Origin of the sequence: Colwellia sp. 75C3 (assembly GCF_002836255.1) — a bacterium.
Taxonomy (GTDB): domain Bacteria; phylum Pseudomonadota; class Gammaproteobacteria; order Enterobacterales; family Alteromonadaceae; genus Colwellia.
This window is the reverse complement of record NZ_PJAU01000031.1, coordinates 30688-53683: the sequence shown is the minus strand read 5'-3', so window position 1 is coordinate 53683 and position 22996 is coordinate 30688. Positions and strand designations below refer to the sequence as shown.

General features: G+C 37.7%; 18 protein-coding genes. 9 read left to right on the top strand and 9 right to left on the bottom strand.

Going from position 1 to position 22996, the window contains the following annotated elements:
* Positions 1-79: 79 nt before the first annotated feature.
* Positions 80-598, bottom strand: a complete 519-nt coding sequence (locus CXF85_RS00375; protein WP_101226548.1) for an FxsA family protein — start codon at positions 596-598, stop codon at positions 80-82.
* A gap of 145 nt (positions 599-743) precedes the next feature.
* Here CXF85_RS00375 and cutA point away from each other — a divergent pair, with 145 nt between their 5' ends.
* A complete protein-coding gene (gene cutA / locus CXF85_RS00370; RefSeq protein WP_101226547.1) occupies positions 744-1055 on the top strand; it encodes a divalent-cation tolerance protein CutA in 312 nt (103 codons plus the stop codon).
* A 5-nt stretch (positions 1056-1060) separates the two neighbouring features.
* Positions 1061-2902 (top strand): protein-disulfide reductase DsbD, encoded by a 1842-nt coding sequence (locus CXF85_RS00365; RefSeq protein WP_101226546.1) that lies wholly within the window; start codon positions 1061-1063, stop codon positions 2900-2902.
* Positions 2903-2958: 56 nt separating this feature from the next.
* Here the strand turns inward: CXF85_RS00365 and CXF85_RS00360 are convergent, their stop codons facing one another.
* The 3 genes from CXF85_RS00360 to CXF85_RS00350 are packed head-to-tail and all read right to left on the bottom strand — an operon-like array spanning position 2959 to position 7170.
* The gene (locus CXF85_RS00360; protein WP_101226545.1) at positions 2959-5430 is read right to left on the bottom strand and encodes a putative bifunctional diguanylate cyclase/phosphodiesterase; all 2472 of its coding nucleotides are present in this window, start codon (positions 5428-5430) and stop codon (positions 2959-2961) included.
* A 14-nt stretch (positions 5431-5444) separates the two neighbouring features.
* Positions 5445-6731 carry a hypothetical protein gene (locus tag CXF85_RS00355; protein ID WP_101226544.1) on the bottom strand — a complete coding sequence of 429 codons (1287 nt, stop codon included), beginning with the start codon at positions 6729-6731 and terminating at the stop codon, positions 5445-5447.
* On the bottom strand, positions 6709-7170 hold the full coding sequence (locus CXF85_RS00350; RefSeq protein ID WP_198555430.1) for a hypothetical protein: 462 nt from the start codon (positions 7168-7170) through the stop codon (positions 6709-6711). The genes CXF85_RS00355 and CXF85_RS00350 overlap by 23 nt, the downstream gene beginning before the upstream one ends.
* Positions 7171-7496: 326 nt before the next feature.
* On the opposite strand from CXF85_RS00350, the gene aroQ reads away from it, so the two are divergent.
* The 5 genes from aroQ to CXF85_RS00325 all read left to right on the top strand — a co-directional run bounded on the left by aroQ (position 7497) and on the right by CXF85_RS00325 (position 11137).
* Positions 7497-7955 (top strand): type II 3-dehydroquinate dehydratase, encoded by a 459-nt coding sequence (gene aroQ, locus CXF85_RS00345; RefSeq protein WP_101226543.1) that lies wholly within the window; start codon positions 7497-7499, stop codon positions 7953-7955.
* A 92-nt stretch (positions 7956-8047) separates the two neighbouring features.
* Entirely contained in the window at positions 8048-8491 is a 444-nt protein-coding gene (gene accB / locus CXF85_RS00340; RefSeq protein WP_101226542.1) for an acetyl-CoA carboxylase biotin carboxyl carrier protein, read from the top strand.
* A 45-nt stretch (positions 8492-8536) separates the two neighbouring features.
* Complete coding sequence (accC, locus tag CXF85_RS00335) at positions 8537-9883, top strand: acetyl-CoA carboxylase biotin carboxylase subunit (protein WP_101226541.1); 1347 nt, start codon at positions 8537-8539, stop codon at positions 9881-9883.
* 375 nt (positions 9884-10258) lie between these two features.
* Entirely contained in the window at positions 10259-10432 is a 174-nt protein-coding gene (locus tag CXF85_RS00330) for an oxidoreductase-like domain-containing protein (RefSeq protein ID WP_101226540.1), read from the top strand.
* A 93-nt stretch (positions 10433-10525) separates the two neighbouring features.
* A complete protein-coding gene (locus CXF85_RS00325) occupies positions 10526-11137 on the top strand; it encodes a hypothetical protein (protein WP_101226539.1) in 612 nt (203 codons plus the stop codon).
* A gap of 124 nt (positions 11138-11261) precedes the next feature.
* Here the strand turns inward: CXF85_RS00325 and CXF85_RS00320 are convergent, their stop codons facing one another.
* From CXF85_RS00320 to CXF85_RS00310, 3 genes are all read right to left on the bottom strand, one after another.
* Complete coding sequence (locus CXF85_RS00320; protein WP_198555445.1) at positions 11262-14339, bottom strand: efflux RND transporter permease subunit; 3078 nt, start codon at positions 14337-14339, stop codon at positions 11262-11264.
* Between the two features lie 7 nt (positions 14340-14346).
* The gene (locus CXF85_RS00315; RefSeq protein ID WP_101226537.1) at positions 14347-17673 is read right to left on the bottom strand and encodes an efflux RND transporter permease subunit; all 3327 of its coding nucleotides are present in this window, start codon (positions 17671-17673) and stop codon (positions 14347-14349) included.
* Positions 17674-17798: 125 nt separating this feature from the next.
* A complete protein-coding gene (locus CXF85_RS00310) occupies positions 17799-18941 on the bottom strand; it encodes an efflux RND transporter periplasmic adaptor subunit (protein WP_101226536.1) in 1143 nt (380 codons plus the stop codon).
* A gap of 414 nt (positions 18942-19355) precedes the next feature.
* Between CXF85_RS00310 and CXF85_RS00305 the strand changes: the two genes are divergently transcribed.
* Positions 19356-19634: a hypothetical protein gene (locus CXF85_RS00305; RefSeq protein WP_101226535.1), complete on the top strand. Its 279-nt coding sequence runs from the start codon at positions 19356-19358 to the stop codon at positions 19632-19634.
* 140 nt (positions 19635-19774) lie between these two features.
* Here CXF85_RS00305 and ssb read toward each other — a convergent pair whose 3' ends face one another.
* Both ssb and CXF85_RS00295 read right to left on the bottom strand, forming a co-directional pair.
* Positions 19775-20446, bottom strand: coding sequence for a single-stranded DNA-binding protein (gene ssb / locus CXF85_RS00300; RefSeq protein WP_101226534.1), 672 nt, complete (start codon positions 20444-20446; stop codon positions 19775-19777).
* 307 nt (positions 20447-20753) lie between these two features.
* Positions 20754-21158: an acyl-CoA thioesterase gene (locus CXF85_RS00295; RefSeq protein WP_101226533.1), complete on the bottom strand. Its 405-nt coding sequence runs from the start codon at positions 21156-21158 to the stop codon at positions 20754-20756.
* Positions 21159-21274: 116 nt separating this feature from the next.
* Between CXF85_RS00295 and CXF85_RS00290 the strand changes: the two genes are divergently transcribed.
* Positions 21275-22891 carry an amidohydrolase family protein gene (locus CXF85_RS00290; protein ID WP_101226532.1) on the top strand — a complete coding sequence of 539 codons (1617 nt, stop codon included), beginning with the start codon at positions 21275-21277 and terminating at the stop codon, positions 22889-22891.
* The last annotated feature ends 105 nt before the right edge of the window (positions 22892-22996 follow it).

Below are 22996 nucleotides of genomic sequence, written 5' to 3'. Positions count from 1 at the left end.
AGAAATGGGGATAAAAAAAGCCGACACAAGGTCAGCTTTAAAATAAATTTGTTCTCGTAAGCTGTAAATACCAATAGGACTAGTCCTTACGCTTGAACTCACCTTCTAAGGTATCACCTTGGTGATGTGAAATAGGTTCATTTGATGAAGCTCTTGATGAAGTAAAGGGGTCATTGCTATTTTCATGCTGATAGACATTGCCCGCTGCCCCCTGATGAAAAGAGGCACCTGCACCAAGTTGATTAACTTTGATGTGCTTTTGTACTTGAGCAGCAATTGCTGCACGTACGCTCGGCACGAGTAACAACAAACCAAAAATATCAGTGACAAAGCCGGGTGTTACTAATAAAACACCTGCGACTAATAACATTAAACCCGTTACTATTTCACCTGAGGGCATCTCACCCTGGGCCATTTTAGTTTGTACCGACTGTAAAGTTGCTAAGCCTTGTTGACGTACATATTTAGCACCTAACCAAGCACTTAGAATAACAATAGCGATTGTTGGCCAAACACCTAATAAGGCGCCTACTTGCATAATCACCGTTATTTCGATGATAGGGATAATAATAAAAAGTACAAATAATAGTTGAAACATAATAATTCCTTATTTTTCTATGAAACTTATATTGGGCTAAACAGGTCTTTTTCAAGGCCTAGTGATAGGCATACATATTAGCCCTAAGTTTTCCTTAACACTCAAGGTATACTATCAACAAGAACAGAACGATAAGGTAACAAAATTGTATCAATTAGTACTGACAACCTGCCCAGATGAAATTGTAGCTAAAAGTATTGCACAACATTTGGTGACAGAAAATCTTGCCGCCTGCGTTAATATTGTTCCTAATATTACCTCAGTATACTGTTGGCAAGGCGAATTACATTGCGACAATGAAGTACAATTACTGATAAAAACCGATGAAAAAAAATTTGGAATGTTAAACGACCGAATTAATCAATTACACCCGTATGACGTGGTGGAAGTTATTGCCTTGAATATCCAGCAAGGTGATAAGCATTATTTAAACTGGATCACTAATTCTTTGAAGTAGGCTTAATGAAAAATTTACTATCCCTATGCTTAATGATGTTAGCAGCTTTTACTTTTCATCCCGCTGCGGCACAAGAAAAGCAATCGATTTTTGATGTCTCTAATACCAGCTTATTCAGCAATGATGATGAGTTTTTAAAGGTTGATCAAGCATTCAACTTTAATTTTCATCAGAAAGATAACCAATTAGAAGTGAGCTTCGACATTGCTCCTGGCTATTACCTTTATCGCCACCAATTCAAATTTAAAGGTAAAAACATCAACTTTACTCCGGTTTTATTACCTGAAGGTATAGACCATGAAGATGAGTTTTTTGGTGTTCAAAAAATATTTACTGAGCAACTAACATTCACCATAGACCTTGAACAAGTTTCAAGTGATGCCTCTATCAAGGTTACCTACCAGGGTTGTGCCGAAAAAGGTCTATGTTATCCACCAACAAGTAAAATCATTGAGTTAAATAAATTAATTACCAGTGAAAGTACTGCCAATAACTCATCATCAAACTTTACTGTAAGTAAAGACCTACAGTCGAGCCAAGATGGGGCGCCAAAAAGTGAGCAGCATCAATTATCTGACATGCTCAAGCAAGATAGTCTGCTATTAACGCTAATAGCCTTTTTTGTTGGTGGTTTATTACTGTCATTCACCCCCTGTGTTTTCCCTATGTACCCTATTTTAACGGGTATTATTGTCGGACAAGGCAAAGCATTAACCACAAAGAAAGCATTCACCTTATCTTTTATTTACGTACAAGGTATGGCGATTACCTACACATTATTAGGCGTAGTTGTCGCTTTAGCCGGAGCAAAGTTTCAAGCGTTGTTTCAACATCCTGTTGTACTGATTAGTTTAAGTGTCTTATTTATCTTTCTAGCGCTATCTATGTTTGGTGTTTTTAATTTAGCCTTACCCGCTAGTTGGCAAAACAAATTAAATAACATCAGTAACAAACAAAAAGGTGGTTCAATTACCGGTGTACTAATGATGGGAGTTATCTCAGGATTAGTCGCTTCACCCTGCACTACCGCGCCATTAACCGGTGCTTTATTATATATTTCTCAAACCGGTGATGTAGTACTTGGTGCCTCTGCTTTATACGCATTAAGTTTAGGTATGGGTTTACCTTTACTAGTACTGGGCAGCTCTGGTGGCAAGTTATTACCTAAAGCCGGTGCATGGATGAATATTATCAAAAATATCTTCGGCTTATTGTTGTTAGCGGTACCAATATTTTTACTTGAACGCTTTATTCCTGAAGTTGCTAGCCAAGCATTATGGGCATTATTGATATTAGCCAGTGCTAGTTATTTCTATGTAGCTAATCAAAATCATGCTGCAGCGAAAAACCCGCAACAAGCAAAAGGTTTTGGCTACGGTTTACGTTTTCTGATTATATTTTTAATGCTGTTTTTCGGCGCTAATCTTGCCTACCAGCTGATATTTCCAAGCAAGGCTGTTGCTACCAATGATGTTCAACATGCGAGTTTTAAACAAGTCACTTCTTTAGCGCAACTCCAAAATGAGGTAACTAATGCCAATATGCAGGGTAAAACTGTGATGGTAGATTTGTACGCAGATTGGTGTATTGCTTGTAAGGAGTTTGAAAAATATACTTTTGTAGATGCTCAAGTACAAAAGGCATTAGCTAATAGTGTGTGGTTGCAAATTGATATGACAGATTTTGATTCAACAGATAATGCCGAACTTGTTCAGCATTATACCATTCTGGGATTACCTTCTATTTTGTTTTTTGATTTACAAGGTAATGAATTAACCAAGCAACGTACCACTGGTTTCATGAAAGCCAGTGAGTTTACTACTCACGTACAGTCGATATTTAAATAACCTGAACTCTTTTTAATAAATAGAGTGTAGTCAGCCTACTTTAGGCTGGCTACACGTTAGGCTGACTTATTTTCTGAAATGTCATCAGTAACAACTTTGGGTACTTTCCAGTAACCTCCTGTAGTGTGTTTATCTAACGAAGATAATAATTCTTTTTCAGGGATTGGTTTAGAATAATAATACCCTTGGATAATATCGCAATCATTTTCAGTTAAACTACGTAGCTGTGCTTGAGTTTCAACACCTTCAGCAACCACCATCAAACCTAAATTTTTCACCATGGCAATGGTGGAAGTGATTATTTGAAAATCAGAATGGTTTTCTAGCATACCAAAGATAAAGCTTTTATCTATTTTAATCACATCAACTGGCATTTTCTTTAAGTAAGCTAACGAAGAATAGCCCGTACCAAAGTCATCAATAGCAAAACTAAAGCCAATTGCTTTTAAAGTTCGCATCATGCCAATGGTATGGTCCATGTCTTTAACTAACGTTTGCTCTGTTAATTCCAACTCAAAACTTTGCGCGGTTAATGAAAACTCTACTAATAAATCTTTTAAGAATGCGGGTAAATTAGCGTCCATAAACTGTCCCGCAGATAAATTAATCGCAATCCGTACGTCCTCTAAACCATATTTTTTAAGTTCTACTACTAACTCAAAGCATCGACGAATAATCCAATAGCCTAATTCAATCATATGCTGCGAGTTTTCTAAAATAGGAATAAAGTCTTCCGGTGAAATCATACCGCGGTCTGGATGTTGCCAACGTAATAGTGCTTCAAAACCATATATTTTTTTTGTTTTAGCACATATTTGCGGCTGTAAACTTAAGCTAAACTGTTGCTTAGCTAGCGCTTGCCTTACTTCACCTTCAAGCATGACGCGATGAGCAACACGCTGAAACATTTCTTGATGATAGATATGATATTGGCCACCACCATTATCTTTAGCCTCATACATGGCAATATCGGCATGGCTGATCAAGTCATCTGATTTTTCGGTAGCTGATTCAGTGTAAGCAATGCCTATACTTGTTGATACGTAGAAAATATTTGAACCGAGCTTTATTGCATCCTTAAATTGGAGTAACACCTTCTCGGCAACCTCAATGGCTTCTTCAATGCCTTTAAGGTGACTTAATACAATAACGAACTCATCACCACCAAAACGGCAGGCTAAATCAATTTCACCGACACTAACGCGAACACGATCTGCAGCTTGAATAAGTAGTTTATCGCCAATATTGTGTCCATTACTGTCGTTAACTTTTTTAAAATCATCTAAATCGAGAAAAAGTACTGCAACACCACTTTTATGACGCGCAATATTACCCAGTGATTTACGTAACTGGTAATTGAGCATGTTTCTGTTAGGTAAACCCGTTAATAAATCATACATGGCTATATTTTCTAACTCTTTGGTCTTTTGTTCGACCACCAAGTTAAGTTGTTCTAATTCAAAGCTGAGCTCTTGTGATGAATTAGCTAATACATCTAATTCATCAGCAAACAGTCTTGGTCTTTTTAAATCGACTTGTCGGAACTGACCAAATTTCTTTTGTGCTAATAAAGGTAAAGCACTAGATAGCAGTAATAACCGCTTAGTAAAAGGACTAGAAATAAAATAAACAAAGGCTGCTAATAGGATAAATATGAGACTTAACGAGAGAATAAAGCGTTTTTGATAAGCATCATTTTTTGCTTTGTAAGCTGTTACATCGTCAATTAACGCTAAATAAAAATCTTGCTTGGCTTGCTTTGATAAGGTTAATAAATTAATTAAATAACTACTATCATCTGAATTTAGGTACAACCCCTGTTCTAACGCTTGATTGAGCGCTGAGTATGATTTGTCGATAACCAACAAGGACTCAGCCAACCCCATATTCGATGCCGAAATAACTTTAGCTGGGGTGGATTTTAGTGCTGATTTATCTTTTACTGGAATACGAATGACGGCAACATCTCTGTTTAATGTTGTTTTTAGTGCAAACAGCATATCAACCAGTGAAGTACTCATGGTCACAACCACCATATCTCCTTGCTTATTAAGCAAAGGCAAACTTAATAATAATTGGCAGCTTTGCGGACAATATATTCGGTGCTCTGGTTCTTGTAATCTAAAGACTTGTGCAATGTTATCTTGCACAACTTGAGGAAAGTCATTAGTTGCGAATAATATATTTTCTTTATCATCCACTAACCAAATATCCTCTACATTAAGGTGTAACTGTAAAGCATCGTATTGCTTTTCAAGTTGAACCGCTAAAGTGGAAAAGTCATCTTGTTGAGATAATTGTATTAAGTCAGTGAATGACTCTAACCAAACAGTTAGTTTGTTACGTAAAATACTATTGTGTAAATCTACTTGTACTTGCCCTTGAGCAATATTATTTTGTTGGAATTCTTCATAATCGGCCTGTAAACGCCAATAGGATAACGAGGAAAAACCTACCGATAAAAAGAGTAAGGTGGTGACAATTAACGTCAAAAGCTTGGTTGGTACACTAACAAATTTTTTATTCATTCTTACTACTACTTTTAAAACCAATACATCAACTGGATAGCCCACATTTCCCAGTCTTCGGAGTCATTAATTAGGCTATTCGGCACCACAACAGGGGTAAGTCTTCCTGCGCCATTTACCCAGTGATATTCCATGCGAGCGCTAAAGTTACTGGTAATATCGTAATTCAGTCCTAAAGTAACATCTTTATGGAAGCCAAAGTAATAAGGAACTAAGCCACCGGTACTTTGTTCTAGCTTCTGACCATTTTTATCATCTTTATCTAAATAAAAATCTTCATATCGTGCGAGGATGGTTAAATCAGAGGTCAATTTATAACGTACTTGCCCATAATAACCTTGGCCGGTACTTTCTTTATAGACATCAGGTCCGTAAAAGCCATCAATAACAAAACGTTGTTGATATACTTCACCGCTAAACTCCCAGTGCTCACCTTCATACAGTACATTGATAGTATAAAACTGAAAACTAAAATCTGAGTTAACAAAAAAATCAAACTCTGCATTTTCTTGGTAACTAAAATCTGAATCGAGTAAGGAAAAACCAAAACGCCAAGGTGAAAAAGCGGGCTGCCAGTAAAAGCTTCCATGGGTTTCGTAATCTTGCTTGGCCACCCCCATGGCAATTCCGCCTAAAAGAATATCTGTTTGTTCATCCGAAACAGGTGATCTTCCATAACTTAAAGTAAAATCAAAGTTACCAAAGTCATCATTACTGTGGCTAATTTTTATCGCCGCACCATCACTGCCTACTGCAATATCACGAAAACCATCAAAATAAACAGATTGTGGTAAAATGATGCTTGGTCGCGCAAAAGGAACAACTCTTGAACTAGAGTAAAGCCAGTGATTATTTTTAAAACGTCCTAAATAAACGTTAGCTTGCCAAGATTCACTATTGTAAGCAGACCAATCAAGTAGCGCGTAATCGACTCGAAAGCCTTTTTCATATCGATTACCGCCATCTAAATAAACCACTTGGCCTGCAAGACGAAATTGATCTGATAATTGATAAGAAGCATTAAGGCCAATTTCAGTTAATTCTGTAGACAGCTCACCATCATCATTAACAAAGTCACTGCCATTAACATCAATTACCCCTTGCGAGATAAAACCATGTAATTGAAAATCTTGCGAGTTTGAATAGGTTTTATTTTCTTCAGACTTTATAGCTCCTGCGTAGCAAGCAGTAAATATTACCGCGAACATTACTGTTCGGGAAATAAACCGTTTTAAACAATAAAAATTATTAACACTGCTAGATATTTCTACTGCAGCATTAGTCTTTAATTTTAACAACATTGACTACTCCTTTACTGCTAACCTGCTGATTATCTTCCATATCAGCGACATCTATATTTCTATGACTTATAGTAATTTCACTTTGCTTTATCTTTATTAATGTTTTGTCATCTATATAACCAATAGCGCCGGGTGTTTTGATAATCGCTTGAATGAGTTCTTGTTCAGAGGCAACAATGGTAGGTGCTACGCCCAAACCGGAGTAAGTTAGTTTGTGCCAGATACGGTTAAGTTGATAAGGAAATATCTGTAATTTTTCTTTAGCAAATCGCTTATGCAGTTTGTGCTGACTAGGTAAAACAAACACACTAATGGCACTATTATCGCTCCAGCGTAATTGACGCATTGTATAAATACGTCGTAACTGCGACTTAGTTAAGTTACTTTCAACAACTTGTGGGTGAGTTACTACCTCAATAGCTGAAACTTGTGAAGTCACAAGGCACGCAAGCATGAGCATAATAACGAGGAAATAGTGTTTAATAAGGAAGCCCTATAATAACGCTGAATAAATACAAAAATTCTTTTTAAAATCAATACAGTAATACCAATAACTCAATAATAATAGCCCAAATAACAAAAAAATCAAACATTTACCTTACCCAAAAGAGGTATGACCAGTACTTTGCTGCTATATTCTTCGAAAACACGGGTATTATCGTCAATAACAAAAAAAACATTAAAAATTAACTTTTTTTGTTCACAGTGACTCAATTTTATGTAATTATTAGCGCCAATTATTATTTAATAGTGTTTTAGCAGAAGATGACCGCAAAGTTTACAGTTTTAGTGTTAAATGGACCAAACTTAAATATGCTGGGTAAACGTGAGCCTACCATTTATGGTAAGCAAAGTTTATCAGACATTATAGCTGAGCTGAGCCAACAAGCTGGTGAAAAGCAAATAACGCTGCAACATCTTCAGACTAATGCTGAACATGAATTAATCGATGCGATTCATCAAGGCTACCAACAGGTTAATTTTATCATCATCAACCCTGCTGCTTTCACACATACCAGTGTCGCACTTAGAGATGCTTTACTTTCCGTTGCTATACCTTTTATAGAGGTGCATTTATCAAATGTGCATGCTCGTGAAGCTTTCAGAAAACATTCTTATTTATCTGATATCGCTATAGGTGTTATTTCCGGTTTTGGTGCGCAAGGTTATAGCTTTGCCCTTGATGCTGCTCACAGCTATTTAAATAAAGCGCAAGAAGATTAATAAGAACAAATAACAAACCGTATATGTTAGTGACCAATCATTAACCTATATTTATAAATATTATTTTTAGTAACCCAAATTAAGGTGTCCCAATGGATATTCGTAAAATCAAAAAACTTATCGAACTGGTTGAAGAGTCAGGTATCAATGAATTAGAGATCTCTGAAGGTGAAGAATCAGTACGAATCAGCCGTGGCGCTGTAGTAATGCAACAAGCTCCTATGATGCAAGCAGCTCCTGCCGCAGCACCTCTAGCAGCGCCAGTAGCCGCTCCTGCTGAAGCCGTTGCACCTGTAATTACTGGTCATATCGTTCGTTCTCCTATGGTTGGTACTTACTATGCATCTGCTTCACCTGATTCTCCAGCATTTGCTGAAGTTGGTAAGCATGTAAATGCTGGTGATACACTATGTATTGTTGAAGCAATGAAAATGATGAACCAAATTGAAGCTGATAAGTCTGGCGTTATCAAAGAAGTATTAGCACAAAATGAAGACGCTATTGAATTTGACCAACCTTTATTCATCATTGAATAAGCCCACTTATCTAAAATAAAAGATTTCAAAAATAAGGGTTATTCCATGTTAGATAAAGTTGTTATCGCCAACCGTGGCGAAATTGCCTTAAGAATACTACGCGCTTGTAAAGAGTTAGGTATTAAAACAGTAGCTGTACATTCAACTGCTGATAAAAACCTTAAACACGTATTATTAGCTGATGAAACCATCTGTATTGGTAAAGCACCAGCACCGGATAGTTACCTAAATATTCCGGCAATAATTACTGCGGCTGAAGTGACTAATGCTGTCGCTATTCATCCTGGCTACGGTTTTCTTGCTGAGAATGCAGATTTTGCTGAGCAAGTTGAAAACTCTGGTTTTGCCTTTATCGGTCCAAAAGCAGAAAGCATCCGTATCATGGGTGATAAAGTTCAAGCGATAAAAGCAATGAAAATTGCTGGTGTGCCTTGTGTACCTGGTTCTGATGGACCATTAAATGACGATGATGCTGCAAACAAAGCCCATGCTAAACGAATTGGTTACCCAATTATCGTTAAAGCAGCTGGTGGTGGCGGTGGTCGTGGTATGCGTGTTGTACGCAACGAAGAAGACTTAATAGAGTCTATTGCCTTAACCAAAAAAGAAGCCGGCACTATTTTCAAGAATGATATGGTTTACATGGAAAAATTCCTTGAAAACCCACGTCATGTTGAAATTCAAATAATGGCTGATGGTAAAGGTGCTGCAATTCACTTAGGTGAACGTGATTGTTCAATGCAACGTCGTCATCAAAAAGTAGTTGAAGAAGCTCCTGCACCAGGTATTACACCTGAAATGCGCGCCAAAATTGGTGAGCGTTGTTGTAAAGCTTGTATTGATATTAACTACCGTGGCGCTGGTACTTTTGAATTCTTGTATGAAAATGGTGAATTCTACTTCATTGAAATGAATACACGTATTCAGGTTGAGCATCCAGTAACTGAAATGATCACTGGTGTTGATTTGATCAAAGAGCAACTTCGTGTTGCTGCTGGTCAACCATTATCTTATACCCAAGATGATATCAAGGTTTCAGGTCACTCTATTGAATGTCGTATCAATGCTGAAGATCCTCGTACCTTTATTCCTTCACCGGGTAAAATTACGCGTTTCCACCCACCAGGTGGTTTAGGTGTTCGTTGGGATTCTCATATTTATGCTGATTACTCTGTTCCACCACATTATGACTCTATGATTGGGAAACTAATTACTTGGGGTGATAACCGTGATGTAGCTATTGCGCGTATGCGTAACGCTTTATCAGAGCTAGTGATTGATGGCATCAAAACTAACATAACTTTGCATCAAGATATTTTAAGTGATCAAGGTTTTGTTAATGGCGGCGCTAACATTCATTATTTAGAGCACAAGTTAGCTGAACTTGACTAATACCAATTAAAATAATGAATCGACCAACTTAGAGTTACGTAGCGAGCTTAGAACAAACAAAATGAGTTAAACATAGTTATTCTATATTTATTTCATTTTGTGAGGTTATCAGTTTGCTACGAAACTCCCGAAGGGCGAGTTTAAAAGGCTTACATGCGGTGTTATTGATTTTGACAAGGGAATAACCATTCTCTTCAATCAATGCCTTGCCTCTAAGCCTTTTAATTCTCGCTAAGTGGTGCATTCATTAATTCAATTGGTATAATAAATACTCTACTCGGTAATAAACAAAAGCTCTGCAAATGCAGGGCTTTTTTGTTATTATAACCTCAACAAATTCAGTTAAATCCCCACCTATTTTGAGTTAAAAAAGTCATGTCAAATCCCCATAAAAAACCAATAGCCCCTGCAGATGATGATTGTTGCGGTGGTGGCGCCTGTAACCCTTGTGTTTGGGATCATTATTACGCTGAATTACAAAAGTGGCGTATAGCTGAAGCTAAAATTAGAGAGCTACAACAAGCTGAAGAAGAAAAAAACTCTAAATAATATCCCCGATAAATAGTTGCCTTTCATATATTTTATTGTCAAAATAAAAACGTTTTTAACCAAGCATAACTATAAATTTTAAGGATAAATCACATGAAAGCGATGAAAAAAGCGTTTACCATTAGTGCATTAGTGGCTGCGTTAGCTATTACAGGATGTAACTCAACTAGTTCACCTTCAAGTGCTGCAGAAGATGCTATGACCAACAAAGCAGGTATTATCGAGGGTGCTAAAGTATATGCTCTGGTTAATTTACATGCTGATGCCGCGAACAATCGGTTACATGCAATGAATTATCAGTTACCTAAACTCATGCCTATTTGTAGTGAGTTCGTCATTGACGATATTGAAACCAAAATTATTGAGATGTCACATAAAGGCATGAAGTATACTTATTTATGGGACAAATATACCAAAAATGCAGGGCAATCACTTAATGCTAACTTTGCCTTATTTTTTGGGAAATCGTGTGATGAAGCTAAAGCAAAAGTGAGTACTCTCAGCGACATAGATCAAAAAGGTATCAAACGTGGCAAACCTATTTTAGGAATGAGCAAAGAAGCTGTTCTACTTGCTATGGGTCGCCCGCCAATTCATGCGACCCCAGATTTAGAAGGTGATCTTTGGACATATTGGGTAAATCGCTGGGCTAGAAACGTTCTTGAATTTGATGAAGCAGGAAAGCTCAAGCATATTGAGAAATAGTTAAATAAACGTTCTACTTTAGTTTTCTGTTTCAATAAATGGAGAGCTAGAAATAAAAAAGCCAGTAAGATTTTAATCTTACTGGCTTTTTGCTATATATCATAACAGTGAATACGGCTTACAATCACACCTTGGCAATACGTTTCGCAAAGATATTTGCCTTATTAAAACCAATACTTGAGTTCCTAGCCAATCTACTAAACATCAAGTAACACCACGGCACTAGATACAAGCTAGTGACTGTTGAGAACGTTAAACCACCAATAATAGCTACAGCTAAAGGTGCATAAGAAGGTCCATCTCCGCCTATTTGTGTTGAGCCTAACGCCAGTGGCACCATACCCAATACTGTCGTTGCCACTGTCATCAATACTGGACGAAGTCGCGTTATACAAATATCTGCAATCACCGCTTCTAGTTCTTCAATCTTTGGCGACATCTGGTTTATTTGATCAATGAGTACAATACCGTTGTTGACCACGATCCCCATTAATATCAAAATCCCAATCATACCCATCACCGACATACTGCTACCCGTGAGAAGGAAAAACCAAAAAACACCAACAATAGAGTAAAGAATAGAACTAATAATAGCCGCAGGTAATAATAGCGATTCAAATAAAGCCGCCATAACAATATATATCATTGCTAAAGCCAACAACATATTCACTAGCATAATATTTTGCTCTTGCTGCTGACGATTAAAACCACGCCCTAATTTCCATGTGTAACCTGCAGGTAAGTTCAAGGTCTCCATTGCTTGCTCAATACGCTCTTTTGCTTGCTCCATAGTTATATCATTCATGTTTGCCCCTATGGTCAATGCTGTTTGTCGTTCTTCACGATAAATTGCAGCGAGCCTTGGCTGAACATGGAATTTTGCAACACTTTCTAAGCTAATATTTTGGCCATCAATTTCAGTAATGGGTAATTTTTTCAATTGATCTAAAGAGTACTTCAATTTTTCATCATAGAGTAAGCGAATATTTACTTCACCATTAGGATCATGACGGAAACTACGCAGTTCAAGCCCTCTTAATGCTGTGCCTACTATTTGTGCCACTTGGCGAGAATCAAGTCCCAGTTGATTCGCTTTAAATCTATCGATCACCACAACCATCTCTTTTTGATGTTGCGAGATATCGCTTTTTACATCGGTTAACCCCTCTACGTGAGAAAGTACCGGGACAATTTGATCTGATAACGTCATTAACATTTCTGTTGAAGCGCCCAATAAGGTGACACTAACACCGCCCGCTTTTGCACTTTGCCAACCAAAATCTGGTTTAGCTTCAGCAAATACCGGTAACTCTTTTCTAATACGCTCTTTTAAATCACTCATTGAGATATCGCGACTTTCTTTGAGCAACAAAGTAGAAGAGGCGCGCTCACCACTGTAGTAGCTATAGACCGATTCAATATAAAACTCTTCTTTATGTTTATATAAGTAGTCTTCCATCCGGTTGACCATGGCTTCTACATGCTCAACGGGAAACTGGCCTTCAACGTGATAACGCATAAACAATCGTGTACCGTCTTGATTATCATTATTATCAGAGGTGATAACTCCCATAGGAATCGCCGAACTTGCTAGAATTAACAAAGCAACAAAACCAGTAATTTTAGGATGAGCTAATACCCATGAAAGGCTTTTTTTATAGCGCATCTTGCTCTTTTTATCTGCTGTCTTAGCCGATTTTTTAGTGGTTTTAGCTGCAAGGCTCGCCAATGGCATTTTCGATAAACATAACGGTAGTAAGGTTTTGGCAATTAATAATGATGCCGCCAATGAAATACAAATGGCAATAGCGACATGCTCCAAGAAAACAGTCAACTGTACTTTTTCGCCAATGATGTTGGGTAAGAACACTATCATAGTAGTTAGCGTCCCCGTCATTACCGCTAACGACACTTTATCAACGCCGTTCAATATATTTCTTATTTTTTCTTGTTTGGTACTTGCTGGATTATTACGGTGCTCTGCAGCTATTGACTCGGTAATCACTACCGAATTATCAACCAACATGCCTACCGCTAATAATAGCCCCATCATCGATAGGATATTAAGTGAGTAACCTAAAAAGTACATAACCGCTAAGGTGATACAAATTGAAAAGGGTACTGAAGCTACCACTAAAATCGTTGCTGTGGTGTTTCGAAGAAACAGAAATAGCACAATAAAAGATAAAACGGCACCAATGCCACCGGCCATTAATAAGTCAGATAAAGAGTCAGTCACCCCTTTCGCCTGATCTTCCATCATAAAGATATTGATACCACTAAACTGAGCACTTTCTGATATTTCATCAACGGCTGTAACAACTCGGCCAGCAACATCAACAAGATTAGCACTAGACTCTTTAAAGATATTTACACCAATAGCGTAACTTCTATCTAAATGTCGACCGTCAATTCTCTCAGGTTGCTCAAAAAGAACCTCAGCGATATCGCCAAGGTAAACATTATCTTTAACCATCAGCGCTCTAATATCATTTAACTCAGTAAACTCTCCCTTAGGGCTAATACGAATAGTATTGGTGGCTGACTTTAAAGAGCCAGCATTAATAGTAAAGTTATGTGCTTGCAGTATTTGGGTTAATTGCAGGATATCAACATTATGACTCGCCACGCGCTCGCTTAGTAAACGTATAGAAATTTGTCGTTGATCCACACCATAAAGCTCAACTTTTGAAACCCCTTGCATGCGCTCAAGTGGTTTTTTCAAATAATTATTTAGTAACTGAAAGCTATTTTGTAATTCGCGTTCACTGGAAATACGTAGTGTTAAAATAGGCATATCCGCGGTTGAAAACTGGTAAACAAACACGCGTTGTAAATCTTCAGGTAATAAATGACGAACCGCATCGATTTTTTCCCGCGCTTCTATCGCTTTCCCCGTTAAACTACTTTCCCATTCAACTTCAATACCTATTTCTGCGCCATGCTCTGTAGAGGTAGAACTGAGTCGCTGTATTCCCCCCATCGTTGCTAGCGCTTCTTCAAGTGGTTTTGTTACTAACCGCTCTACTTCTGCTGGTGTTGATGCTTGATATGGCGCACTTATCATCATTTCTGGAATGTCGATACCTGGCCATTTTTCAAGTGGCAGTAACTGACTTGCCGCCACCCCCATCATCAACATAGTTAGACATAACATTAAGGTGGTTACTGGTTTTTTAATTGCCAGCTTAGTTAAATTCAACTTATTATCAGACATTTTGAGGCTCCGGTAATGGGCTTATTCCAGAATTTTTATTAACACTATTACCTTTAACACCGGAACCTTTAACATCAGAACCTTCAACATCTTCACCGTTTAACGAGGCAAACTTTTTATGGTCAAACAACTGGTAAAGTACTGGTAATATAATTAACGTTAATAACGTTGAGCAAAGTAAACCACTGATAACGGTTATTGCCATCGGCGTTCTTAGTTCAGCCCCTTCTCCCATGCCTAAAGCCATTGGTAGTAAACCAAGCGCTGTGGTTAGTGTCGTCATTATAATAGGACGTAATCTAGATTTAGCAGCCTGCTTTATAGAACTATCCTTATCCAAACCTTGTTCACGTAATTGGTTAATTCTGTCTAATAAAACAATGGCATTATTCACCACAATACCCGCTAACATAATCAAACCTATGAAGACGATAACACTGATATTACTGCCAAATAAATATAGGCCATAAATAGAGCCAACAGCTGCTAACGGCACACTAAACAAGATTAATAATGGCTGTAATAATGATTCAAACTGAGAAGCCATGACCAAGTAAACTAAAAAGACTGCAAGCGTTAATGCCATTAACATGGAATCAAATGACTGCTGCATTTCTTCACTTTGTCCGCCAAAAGTGGGTATTACGGTTAAAGGCAGTTTTAATTGCTTTATTAACTCTTTCGCATTAGCCAACGCGCTATTTTGATCACCCATGGCTATATTTGCGCTAATAACGGCAACACGCTGTTGGTTAATACGATTAATTTGAGCAGGCCCTACTGTTTCAACAATATTACTGATACTTTCGAGTGTAATAGGGAAATCATTACTTGGGTTAACAACCAACTCCCTTAAATCATCAATTGAGTTACGGTGCTTTTCATCACTACGTACTAATATATCTATTTTACGGTCAAGTAAGGTATATTTACTGGCGATATTCCCTCCTATTTTAACCGCTACAAGTCTTGCTATATCAGGTGCATTCAAACCTAACTGAGCTATTTTTTGCTGATTAAAATGTATCGCTAATTCTGGTTGCCCTTTGCGTTGGCTATTAGCAACATCAACAAACTGCTCATCTTGATTCATTAATGTTGTTAAACGCTTACTGTAAGTTGATAGTAAGTTTAGGTCGTAACTTGCTAATTCGATGCTGATTGGTTTACTAAAAGTAAATAACTCAGGATGATTTAACTGTGTGGTTGCGCCAACAATTTTTTGGCTGTACTGGCGAATATCTGCCATTACTTGCTTTTCATCTTGGCTATCATGCAACATTATTTGCAACCTAGCTTGATGTTCACCACCTTTATCAGCACTACTTGTCATCAAGCTACCTCGCCCGGTTAACGAGTAGGTACTCTTAATACGATCATCTTGTTGCAACTGTTGCGCTATTTTATTAATAGCTTTATCGGTTACTGCTAGTGGCGTACCTGGAGCAAGTTCAAGCTCAAGATAAAACTCTCCTTGTGCTAACGGCGGTAATAATTCTACACCTATCTTAGGTAAGATGAAAAACGCAGAGCCTGCAAACACTAAGCTGAAAAATAACGTAATAACACCATGTTTCAAGGCTAACGATAATGACTTTGAGTATAGAGATGCTAGTTTTTCAAAAATAAAATTAAAGCCTGCGGTGAGTGGTTTCATAACAAATGATGCGACTTTACTCACTCCGTGAAAACTTAATAACACAATGCGCGTAATGAGCATGGGTAACCAAATAAAGATAACTTTCAGTGGTAATACTAAAATAAAGGTTATTTTTTTATACCATACAAGTTCTTTAAAGCTGGTTTTATCTTGGATACTATCTTCCGTCGTTTCCTCGACGGTTTTAGCAGCCTGTCTTGAAGCAAGCATTGGTATTAATGTTAACGCGACAACTAATGAAGCAATTAAAGCAAAGGCGACTGTCATGGCTTGATCAGCAAAGAGCTGTCCGGCAACGCCTTCAACAAAAATTAAGGGAACAAAAACTGCCAGCGTAGTCAGTGTTGAGGCTATTATTGCCCCGCTCACTTCTTTAGTACCCTTTCTAGCGGCTTCAACAACACTCAGCCCTTGTTCTTTATAACGCGCGATGTTTTCAAGTACCACAATGGCATTATCGACCAGTAATCCCGTTGCTAATGCAATTCCGCCAAGGGACATAATATTAAGGCTGATTCCGTTACCATACATCATGTTAAAAGTAGCGATAACCGACACGGGTATTGATAGTGAAATAATAAGCGTAGGGGTAATAGATCGTAAGAAAAGGTACAGGATAAACATAGCTAACAAGCCGCCAATTATCGCAGCTGATTTAACTTCACTAATAGCATTAGTAATAAATGTAGATTGGTCGTATACCACGGTTAATTGATAACGATCGCCCAATAATTTGTTAATGGCGTCTAATTTATTATTTATTAATTTAGCCACTTGCACCGTATTAGCATCACCTTCTTTATATATAGCTAATTCAACGGCTTCAGCGGCGTTAATACGCGTTACATCGGTGCGTTCTTTGTAGCCATCAACAATAGTAGCGATATCATTTAGCGTGATGATTTGCTCATTTTCACGATAAACGACCAACTGACCAATTTGATTGATATTGGTAAATTGATTTAACGTACGCACTAAATATTGGGTATTGCCTTCAATTAACTTACCCGCTGAAATATTGATATTTTCTGCATTAATTCTATTAATAATTTCTTGGCTACTTAAATTAAGCTGTGCCAATTTGTGCTGGTCAATAACCACTTGATATTCTTGTTCTAAACCACCGCCTAATTTTACCGATGCGACGCCTAGCAGTGATTCTAATTGGCGTTTAACATCATATTCTGCAAAGGTTCGTAGTTGGGTTAATCCCGCGACTGAATTATCTGATGTTTGTAAACCCAAGCGAATAATAGGGTCTAAAGACGGATTAAATTTTAAAATCAGCGGTTTTTGAACATCTAGCGGTAAACGAATAAGATCGAGTTTCTCCCTGACTTCTAAGCTGGTGATATCCATGGCAACATCCCATTCAAACTCAAGTAATACGTCTGACTGGCCCGCTTTAGATACCGAACTTATTTTTCTTAAGCCTTTAACTACACCAACAGCTTCCTCAATAGGTTTAGTCAGTAGTTGTTCAATTTCAGCAGGAGCTGCCCCAGTATAGTTAGTTCGTACCGTTAAAGTTGGATAGGACAATTCAGGTAATAGATTAACCGCAAGACGAGATAAACCGACCAAACCAAAAAGCATAACAGCAAAAGTAAACATCCATACGGTAACCGGACGTTTTATTGCCACATCAACAATACTCATGATAAAGCTCCAATAGTATTCACACTACTTATTAATAATGCGGTAAAAATTAAAAATATAGTGGTTATTGGATATTTAGAAACCACAAAGAACAAGGATTCAATCAAGATATTCATACTAACTCTCTATTTAGTGGCTTTTGCTATGGCAGTATCTATCTCAGATAACTTTTCATCATTGAGATTTTCACTACCAGGAACATCTTCATCACTAACGTTGGCATTTAATATTTCAACTAAGGCATTTTCTTTCAGGTTGTGCTGACCATTGATTACCACTCTATCACCTTCATTGAACTCACCACTTATCTCTGTAAGTTGCTCTTGAACGAAACCTTTGTTGATCAATACTTCTACCGCTTTATTATCTTTGACCAAGTAAATTTTACTTTGGTTATCAAGGGTAATGATTGCATCTGTTGGAATGGTCAAGGTGTCTTTGTGAGTATCAAAAGTCAGCGCTATTTGCGCAAACATACCTGGTTTTAACTGCATTTTTTCATTAGTTAACGATAAAATCACTTTGAAGGTACCACTGCGACTGTCTATTACAGGGGAGATTGAGCGTACTTGAGCAAGAAACTGCTTACCTTGACGAGCACTAAATTGTAATAAAGCCTGTTGTCCTAATTCAACATAACTCAGCTTATGCTCTGGTAAATAAACAACAGCTTGTAAACTTGATTGGTCAACGATATGAAATAATTTTTGATAACCCTGGGTGAAATGACCAGTTTTAATAAAACGTTGAGAAATATAACCAGAAATTGGCGCTACAATTTGGCTATCTTTTAAGTCTAGAGCCGCTAATTCTTTTGCTGCAATTGCTGCTCGATGTTGATACTTCAACTTATCTGATGCTTGTGCGCTCACTAATTGCTTTTCAGCCATTAAAGATAATCGCTTTAACTCCTGATCAAGACCCGCTAGTTCGGCTTCTGCTTTATCGAGTGCTAATTGATAACGTCTGGCATCAACTTTAGCAAGCACCTGCCCTTTCTCTACATAATCCCCTTCTTCAACCGTTAGCTCTTCAATAATGCCGGTAACACGCGTGATAATTTCAGCTTCGTTACGAGACTCTAATGTTGCCGTGGTGTGAAAATTTGATGAAATATCTTTACGTTCAATACTCGCAACCATCACAGGGATAGCAAATTCAGCAATTTCCTTATCCTCCTCCTTCGCTTGAGGCTCTGAGCACGCAGTTAAAAAGGTAGCTGCAATCAGTGCAGAAGAAAGTAGTAATGTTTTAGAAAAAGTAAACATGGGGTATTTCCGTATTTTTTAATAATGCATTAACAATAGCACAGGCTATGCCAGTAACTCATTTCACTTATGTAACAACAAGTTACATAAGATCACACAATCCAGTATCGTAAAATGTGGTTAAATTGACTAACGAATTAACTTTTTCGTTAATTATTGTTGTCAAATTAACTATTTAGCTATCATTTAAATTGATATATATAGATAGCTTCATTTATTAATAAATATTGAACGGAGTTACTTATACCCAATGGTATTAGGAAATGTCCTTGAATGAGGATCTATGCAAAATGGCATTAAAAGTCTTTAAGGAGTAACTGTACAAATAACAACATTTACCCAACAATTCGCAACAACCTAACATCTCAACTTTGGTTATTATCTAATCACTAGCTAAATAGTGAGGCACATAATATGTTAGATACGCTAAGACAAAATAATGACTTTACAGCTGTTGCCACTTTCATGGGTGATAGCAGACAGAAAAACTATAATAGAGACGCCATGTGGGACAAACTTAATTTGAGCCAACAATATGCCGTATGCAGCCTAGGACAGTTTGGTTATTTACTTACTTATGTGCGATCAGCTGGGGATAATACCGTGGCAATACTTAAACAAGATGACACTATTGCCACGATAAACCAAGCAGGTATCATCAATGTAAAGCCAACGGTAACCTGTCGTCAGTAATAGCTCCTAAATATCATCAAAGCACTAAACAGTATAAAGCCGAGCCGCAGCTCGCCTTTTGATTAATAGCTTTAGTCTATTACAAAAAAACCCAGCAACTAGGCTGGGTTTTTTATTATTTACTTCACTAACAAATATCCCTAGAAAGGAATATCATCATCAAAATCAATTGATGGTTCTTGTGGGTTCACTTTAGGTGCTTGCTGCTGTTGCTGGTAACCACCTTGTTGTGCTGGTGCTTGCTGTTGTGGGGCAAAGCCACCTTGTTGTGCTGGTGCTTGCTGTTGTGGAGCAAAACCACCTTGTTGTGCTGGTGCTTGCTGTTGTGGAGCAAAGCCACCTTGTTGTGCTGGTGCTTGCTGCTGTGGAGCAAAACCACCTTGTTGCTGCTGTGGAGCTTGCTGTTGGAAACCACCACCTTGCTGCTGTCCTTGATTAGCGAAACCACCGCCCTGCCCTTGAGACGATTTACCATCTAACATTTGCATTACGCCGTTAAAGCCTTGCACTACGATGTCTGTCGAGTATTGATCTTGACCTTGTTGGTTGGTCCACTTTTTCGTTTGCAAAGAGCCTTCAATATATACTTTTGAACCCTTTTTCAAGTATTCACCAGCAATTTCAGCAAGCTTGCCAAACATAACAACACGGTGCCATTCTGTTTTTTCTTTTTGCTCACCACTTTGCTTGTCTTTCCATGAGTCTGACGTTGCGACAGTAAGGTTTGCTACTGCGCCGCCATTTGGCATAAAACGTACCTCAGGATCTTTGCCTAAGTTACCTAATATGATTACTTTATTTACACCCGCCATGAAAATATCCTATTAATTGAGCTATTAAGACGTACGTTGCTTCTTTATCTATTTAAATAGAAAGAAAGTGAGTCTTTGAAATTTAGTTTAAGGGGGTAATTCTATAGTGAGCGGCGATCAAATTCGAGTGATTTTTTGTTAAAAGTGCATTTATTTTATTTTAATCTCTTTTAGAAATATCTTAATAAATAGCATGGTAAAAACAGTGCGAAAACACGGCAATGATATTGGCTACTAATTAATTGTTATCGCAGAAGATTAGTATAATAGCGCTAATATTCGATCAGAAAAAATGACAGACAACTGGTTAAGCTGTCTTTAACTCAATAAGGTGTCCGGTTAGCTGTGCACGAATTTCATCAGATATTTTTTTAGAGCATTGCGCTTGATAATCAAAATTCACCATGGCTGCCTTACCCGATACACATTTATCACCGTGTTGCCAAAGTTCTTGATAAACATCAAACGAGGCGCCACCAATTCGGCTAATGTATGTTCGGATTTCTATTTCTTCACCATAAAAGAGTTGAGCATGATAAGACACTTCAATTTTAGCAATTATAAGTTGCCATTTTTTCGGATCTAAATCCGGGGTGAAAAATTTAAAGATAGGTGTTCGACCACCTTCAAACCAAACAGGTGCTTTGGTGTTATTAATATGACCTAAAGCATCGGTATCACTAAAGAGTGGCATCATTTTTTCACTGAACATAATTAACCTTTCAACTGATTTTTTCCCTACTGTAACTCATTTAACCTAAGTTCATATTACTTTTTAATATAAGATATAGTACCTTAGGCATATCAAAAAATATTAGAGATAAATCAATGAATAAACCTTTATCCTTACTTGGCTATTTTTTTACTTACATAGCCATAACATTAGTCCTCAATATCACCACAGTCACTCCCGCTTTAGCATCTGGTGATGCCAAGGCTCCAGAACGAAAAGTCGGTAAAGGACCTTATAAACGTCTGATCCTTCGAGGCGGTATTGTTATTACTGGTGAAGGTGCTCCTGCGCGGGGTCCTATGGATATTGTCATTGAAAATGATCGTATCGTAAAAATTGTCAACGTTGGCAATCCTGGGGTACCTATTTCTCAAACACGTCGTCCTATAGCGCGCCCTGGTGATGAAGAAATTAACATTGAAGGTCAATATGTTCTGCCTGGCTTTATTGATATGCATGGCCATATTGGTGGTAGCGCCGATAATATTCCTGCCGAATATGTTTTCAAATTATGGCTAGCTCACGGTATTACCACAGTACGAGAGCCCGGAAGCTTTAATGGTATTGATTGGGTAATGGAACATGTGAAACGCAGCGAAAAAAATAGCATTGCCGCACCGCGCATCATCCCCTACTTTGGTTTTGGCTTAGGGTTAGATGAAAATATAACAACAGCAAAGCAAACTAAAAAATGGGTAAAATCAATTGCTAAAAAAGGCGCGAAAGGCATTAAGTTTTTTGGCGCAACACCAGAGATAATGACAGCTGCTCTTAACGAAGCTGAAAAGCAGGGTCTAGGCAGCATGATGCATCATGCTCAACTTGATGTAACAAATATGAACGTGCTCGATTCAGCTCGCTTAGGCCTGACTACGATGGAGCATTGGTATGGTTTGCCTGAAGCATTGTTTGAACATCAGCATATTCAAAATTACTCACCTGAGTATAACTATAATAATGAGCAAGATAGATTCGCTGAAGCCGGCAGGTTATGGCAACAAGCAGCAAAACCCAACAGTGAAAAATGGTTGAGTGTTCGCGATGAATTACTCAGTTTAGATTTCACTTTAAATCCAACCTTTACCATTTACGAAGCAAATCGCGATTTAATGCGTGATATGAATGCCGATTGGCATAAAGAATATACCTTGCCAACTTTATGGGATTTTTTCCAACCTAACCGTAATGCTCATGGCTCGTATTGGTTCGATTGGACCACTGATGATGAAATTGCTTGGAAGAAAAATTACCAACAATGGATGGGGTTTGTAAATGATTATAAAAATCACGGTGGTCGAGTAACCGTTGGTTCGGATTCAGGTTATATATTCAAAATTTATGGTTTTAGTTATATTAGGGAATTAGAACTGCTAAGAGAAGCAGGTTTTAATGCTCTTGAGGTTATTCAATCAGCAACGATTAATGGCGCTGAAGCATTAGGAATGGAGGATGAAATTGGCTCTATCCGTGTAGGTAAAAAAGCTGACTTAGTGATAGTGGGTGAAAACCCATTACGTAACCTTAAAGTGCTTTATGGAACAGGTCATTTTCGTTTAGATGAAAACAATAAACCTATCCGCGCAGGTGGCGTTAATTACACAGTAAAAGACGGTATAGTTTACGATGCCAAGTTACTATTAGAACAAGTAAAAGTAATGGTTGAAGATGCTAAGCTCAAAAAAGTAGAGAGTGCTAAAAAAGTAAAACACTAAATAAAAAGTGTAGAACTGATCCGTTAACGCTATAGTTAAATGAGTGATATATATACCACTTACCATTCAAAGTGCAGGATTTCAGTGGGAATTAAAATGTCTGTA

Bases quoted from the DNA above. Each gene is read 5' to 3' on its own strand.
- CXF85_RS00375 (WP_101226548.1), bottom strand. From the start codon at position 598: ATGTTTCAACTATTATTTGTACTTTTTATTATTATCCCTATCATCGAA.
- CXF85_RS00365 (WP_101226546.1), top strand. From the start codon at position 1,061: ATGAAAAATTTACTATCCCTATGCTTAATGATGTTAGCAGCTTTTACT.
- CXF85_RS00360 (WP_101226545.1), bottom strand. From the start codon at position 5,430: ATGAATAAAAAATTTGTTAGTGTACCAACCAAGCTTTTGACGTTAATT.
- CXF85_RS00355 (WP_101226544.1), bottom strand. From the start codon at position 6,731: ATGTTGTTAAAATTAAAGACTAATGCTGCAGTAGAAATATCTAGCAGT.
- aroQ (WP_101226543.1), top strand. From the start codon at position 7,497: ATGACCGCAAAGTTTACAGTTTTAGTGTTAAATGGACCAAACTTAAAT.
- accB (WP_101226542.1), top strand. From the start codon at position 8,048: ATGGATATTCGTAAAATCAAAAAACTTATCGAACTGGTTGAAGAGTCA.
- accC (WP_101226541.1), top strand. From the start codon at position 8,537: ATGTTAGATAAAGTTGTTATCGCCAACCGTGGCGAAATTGCCTTAAGA.
- CXF85_RS00330 (WP_101226540.1), top strand. From the start codon at position 10,259: ATGTCAAATCCCCATAAAAAACCAATAGCCCCTGCAGATGATGATTGT.
- CXF85_RS00325 (WP_101226539.1), top strand. From the start codon at position 10,526: ATGAAAGCGATGAAAAAAGCGTTTACCATTAGTGCATTAGTGGCTGCG.
- CXF85_RS00315 (WP_101226537.1), bottom strand. From the start codon at position 17,673: ATGAGTATTGTTGATGTGGCAATAAAACGTCCGGTTACCGTATGGATG.
- CXF85_RS00310 (WP_101226536.1), bottom strand. From the start codon at position 18,941: ATGTTTACTTTTTCTAAAACATTACTACTTTCTTCTGCACTGATTGCA.
- CXF85_RS00305 (WP_101226535.1), top strand. From the start codon at position 19,356: ATGTTAGATACGCTAAGACAAAATAATGACTTTACAGCTGTTGCCACT.
- ssb (WP_101226534.1), bottom strand. From the start codon at position 20,446: ATGGCGGGTGTAAATAAAGTAATCATATTAGGTAACTTAGGCAAAGAT.
- CXF85_RS00295 (WP_101226533.1), bottom strand. From the start codon at position 21,158: ATGTTCAGTGAAAAAATGATGCCACTCTTTAGTGATACCGATGCTTTA.
- CXF85_RS00290 (WP_101226532.1), top strand. From the start codon at position 21,275: ATGAATAAACCTTTATCCTTACTTGGCTATTTTTTTACTTACATAGCC.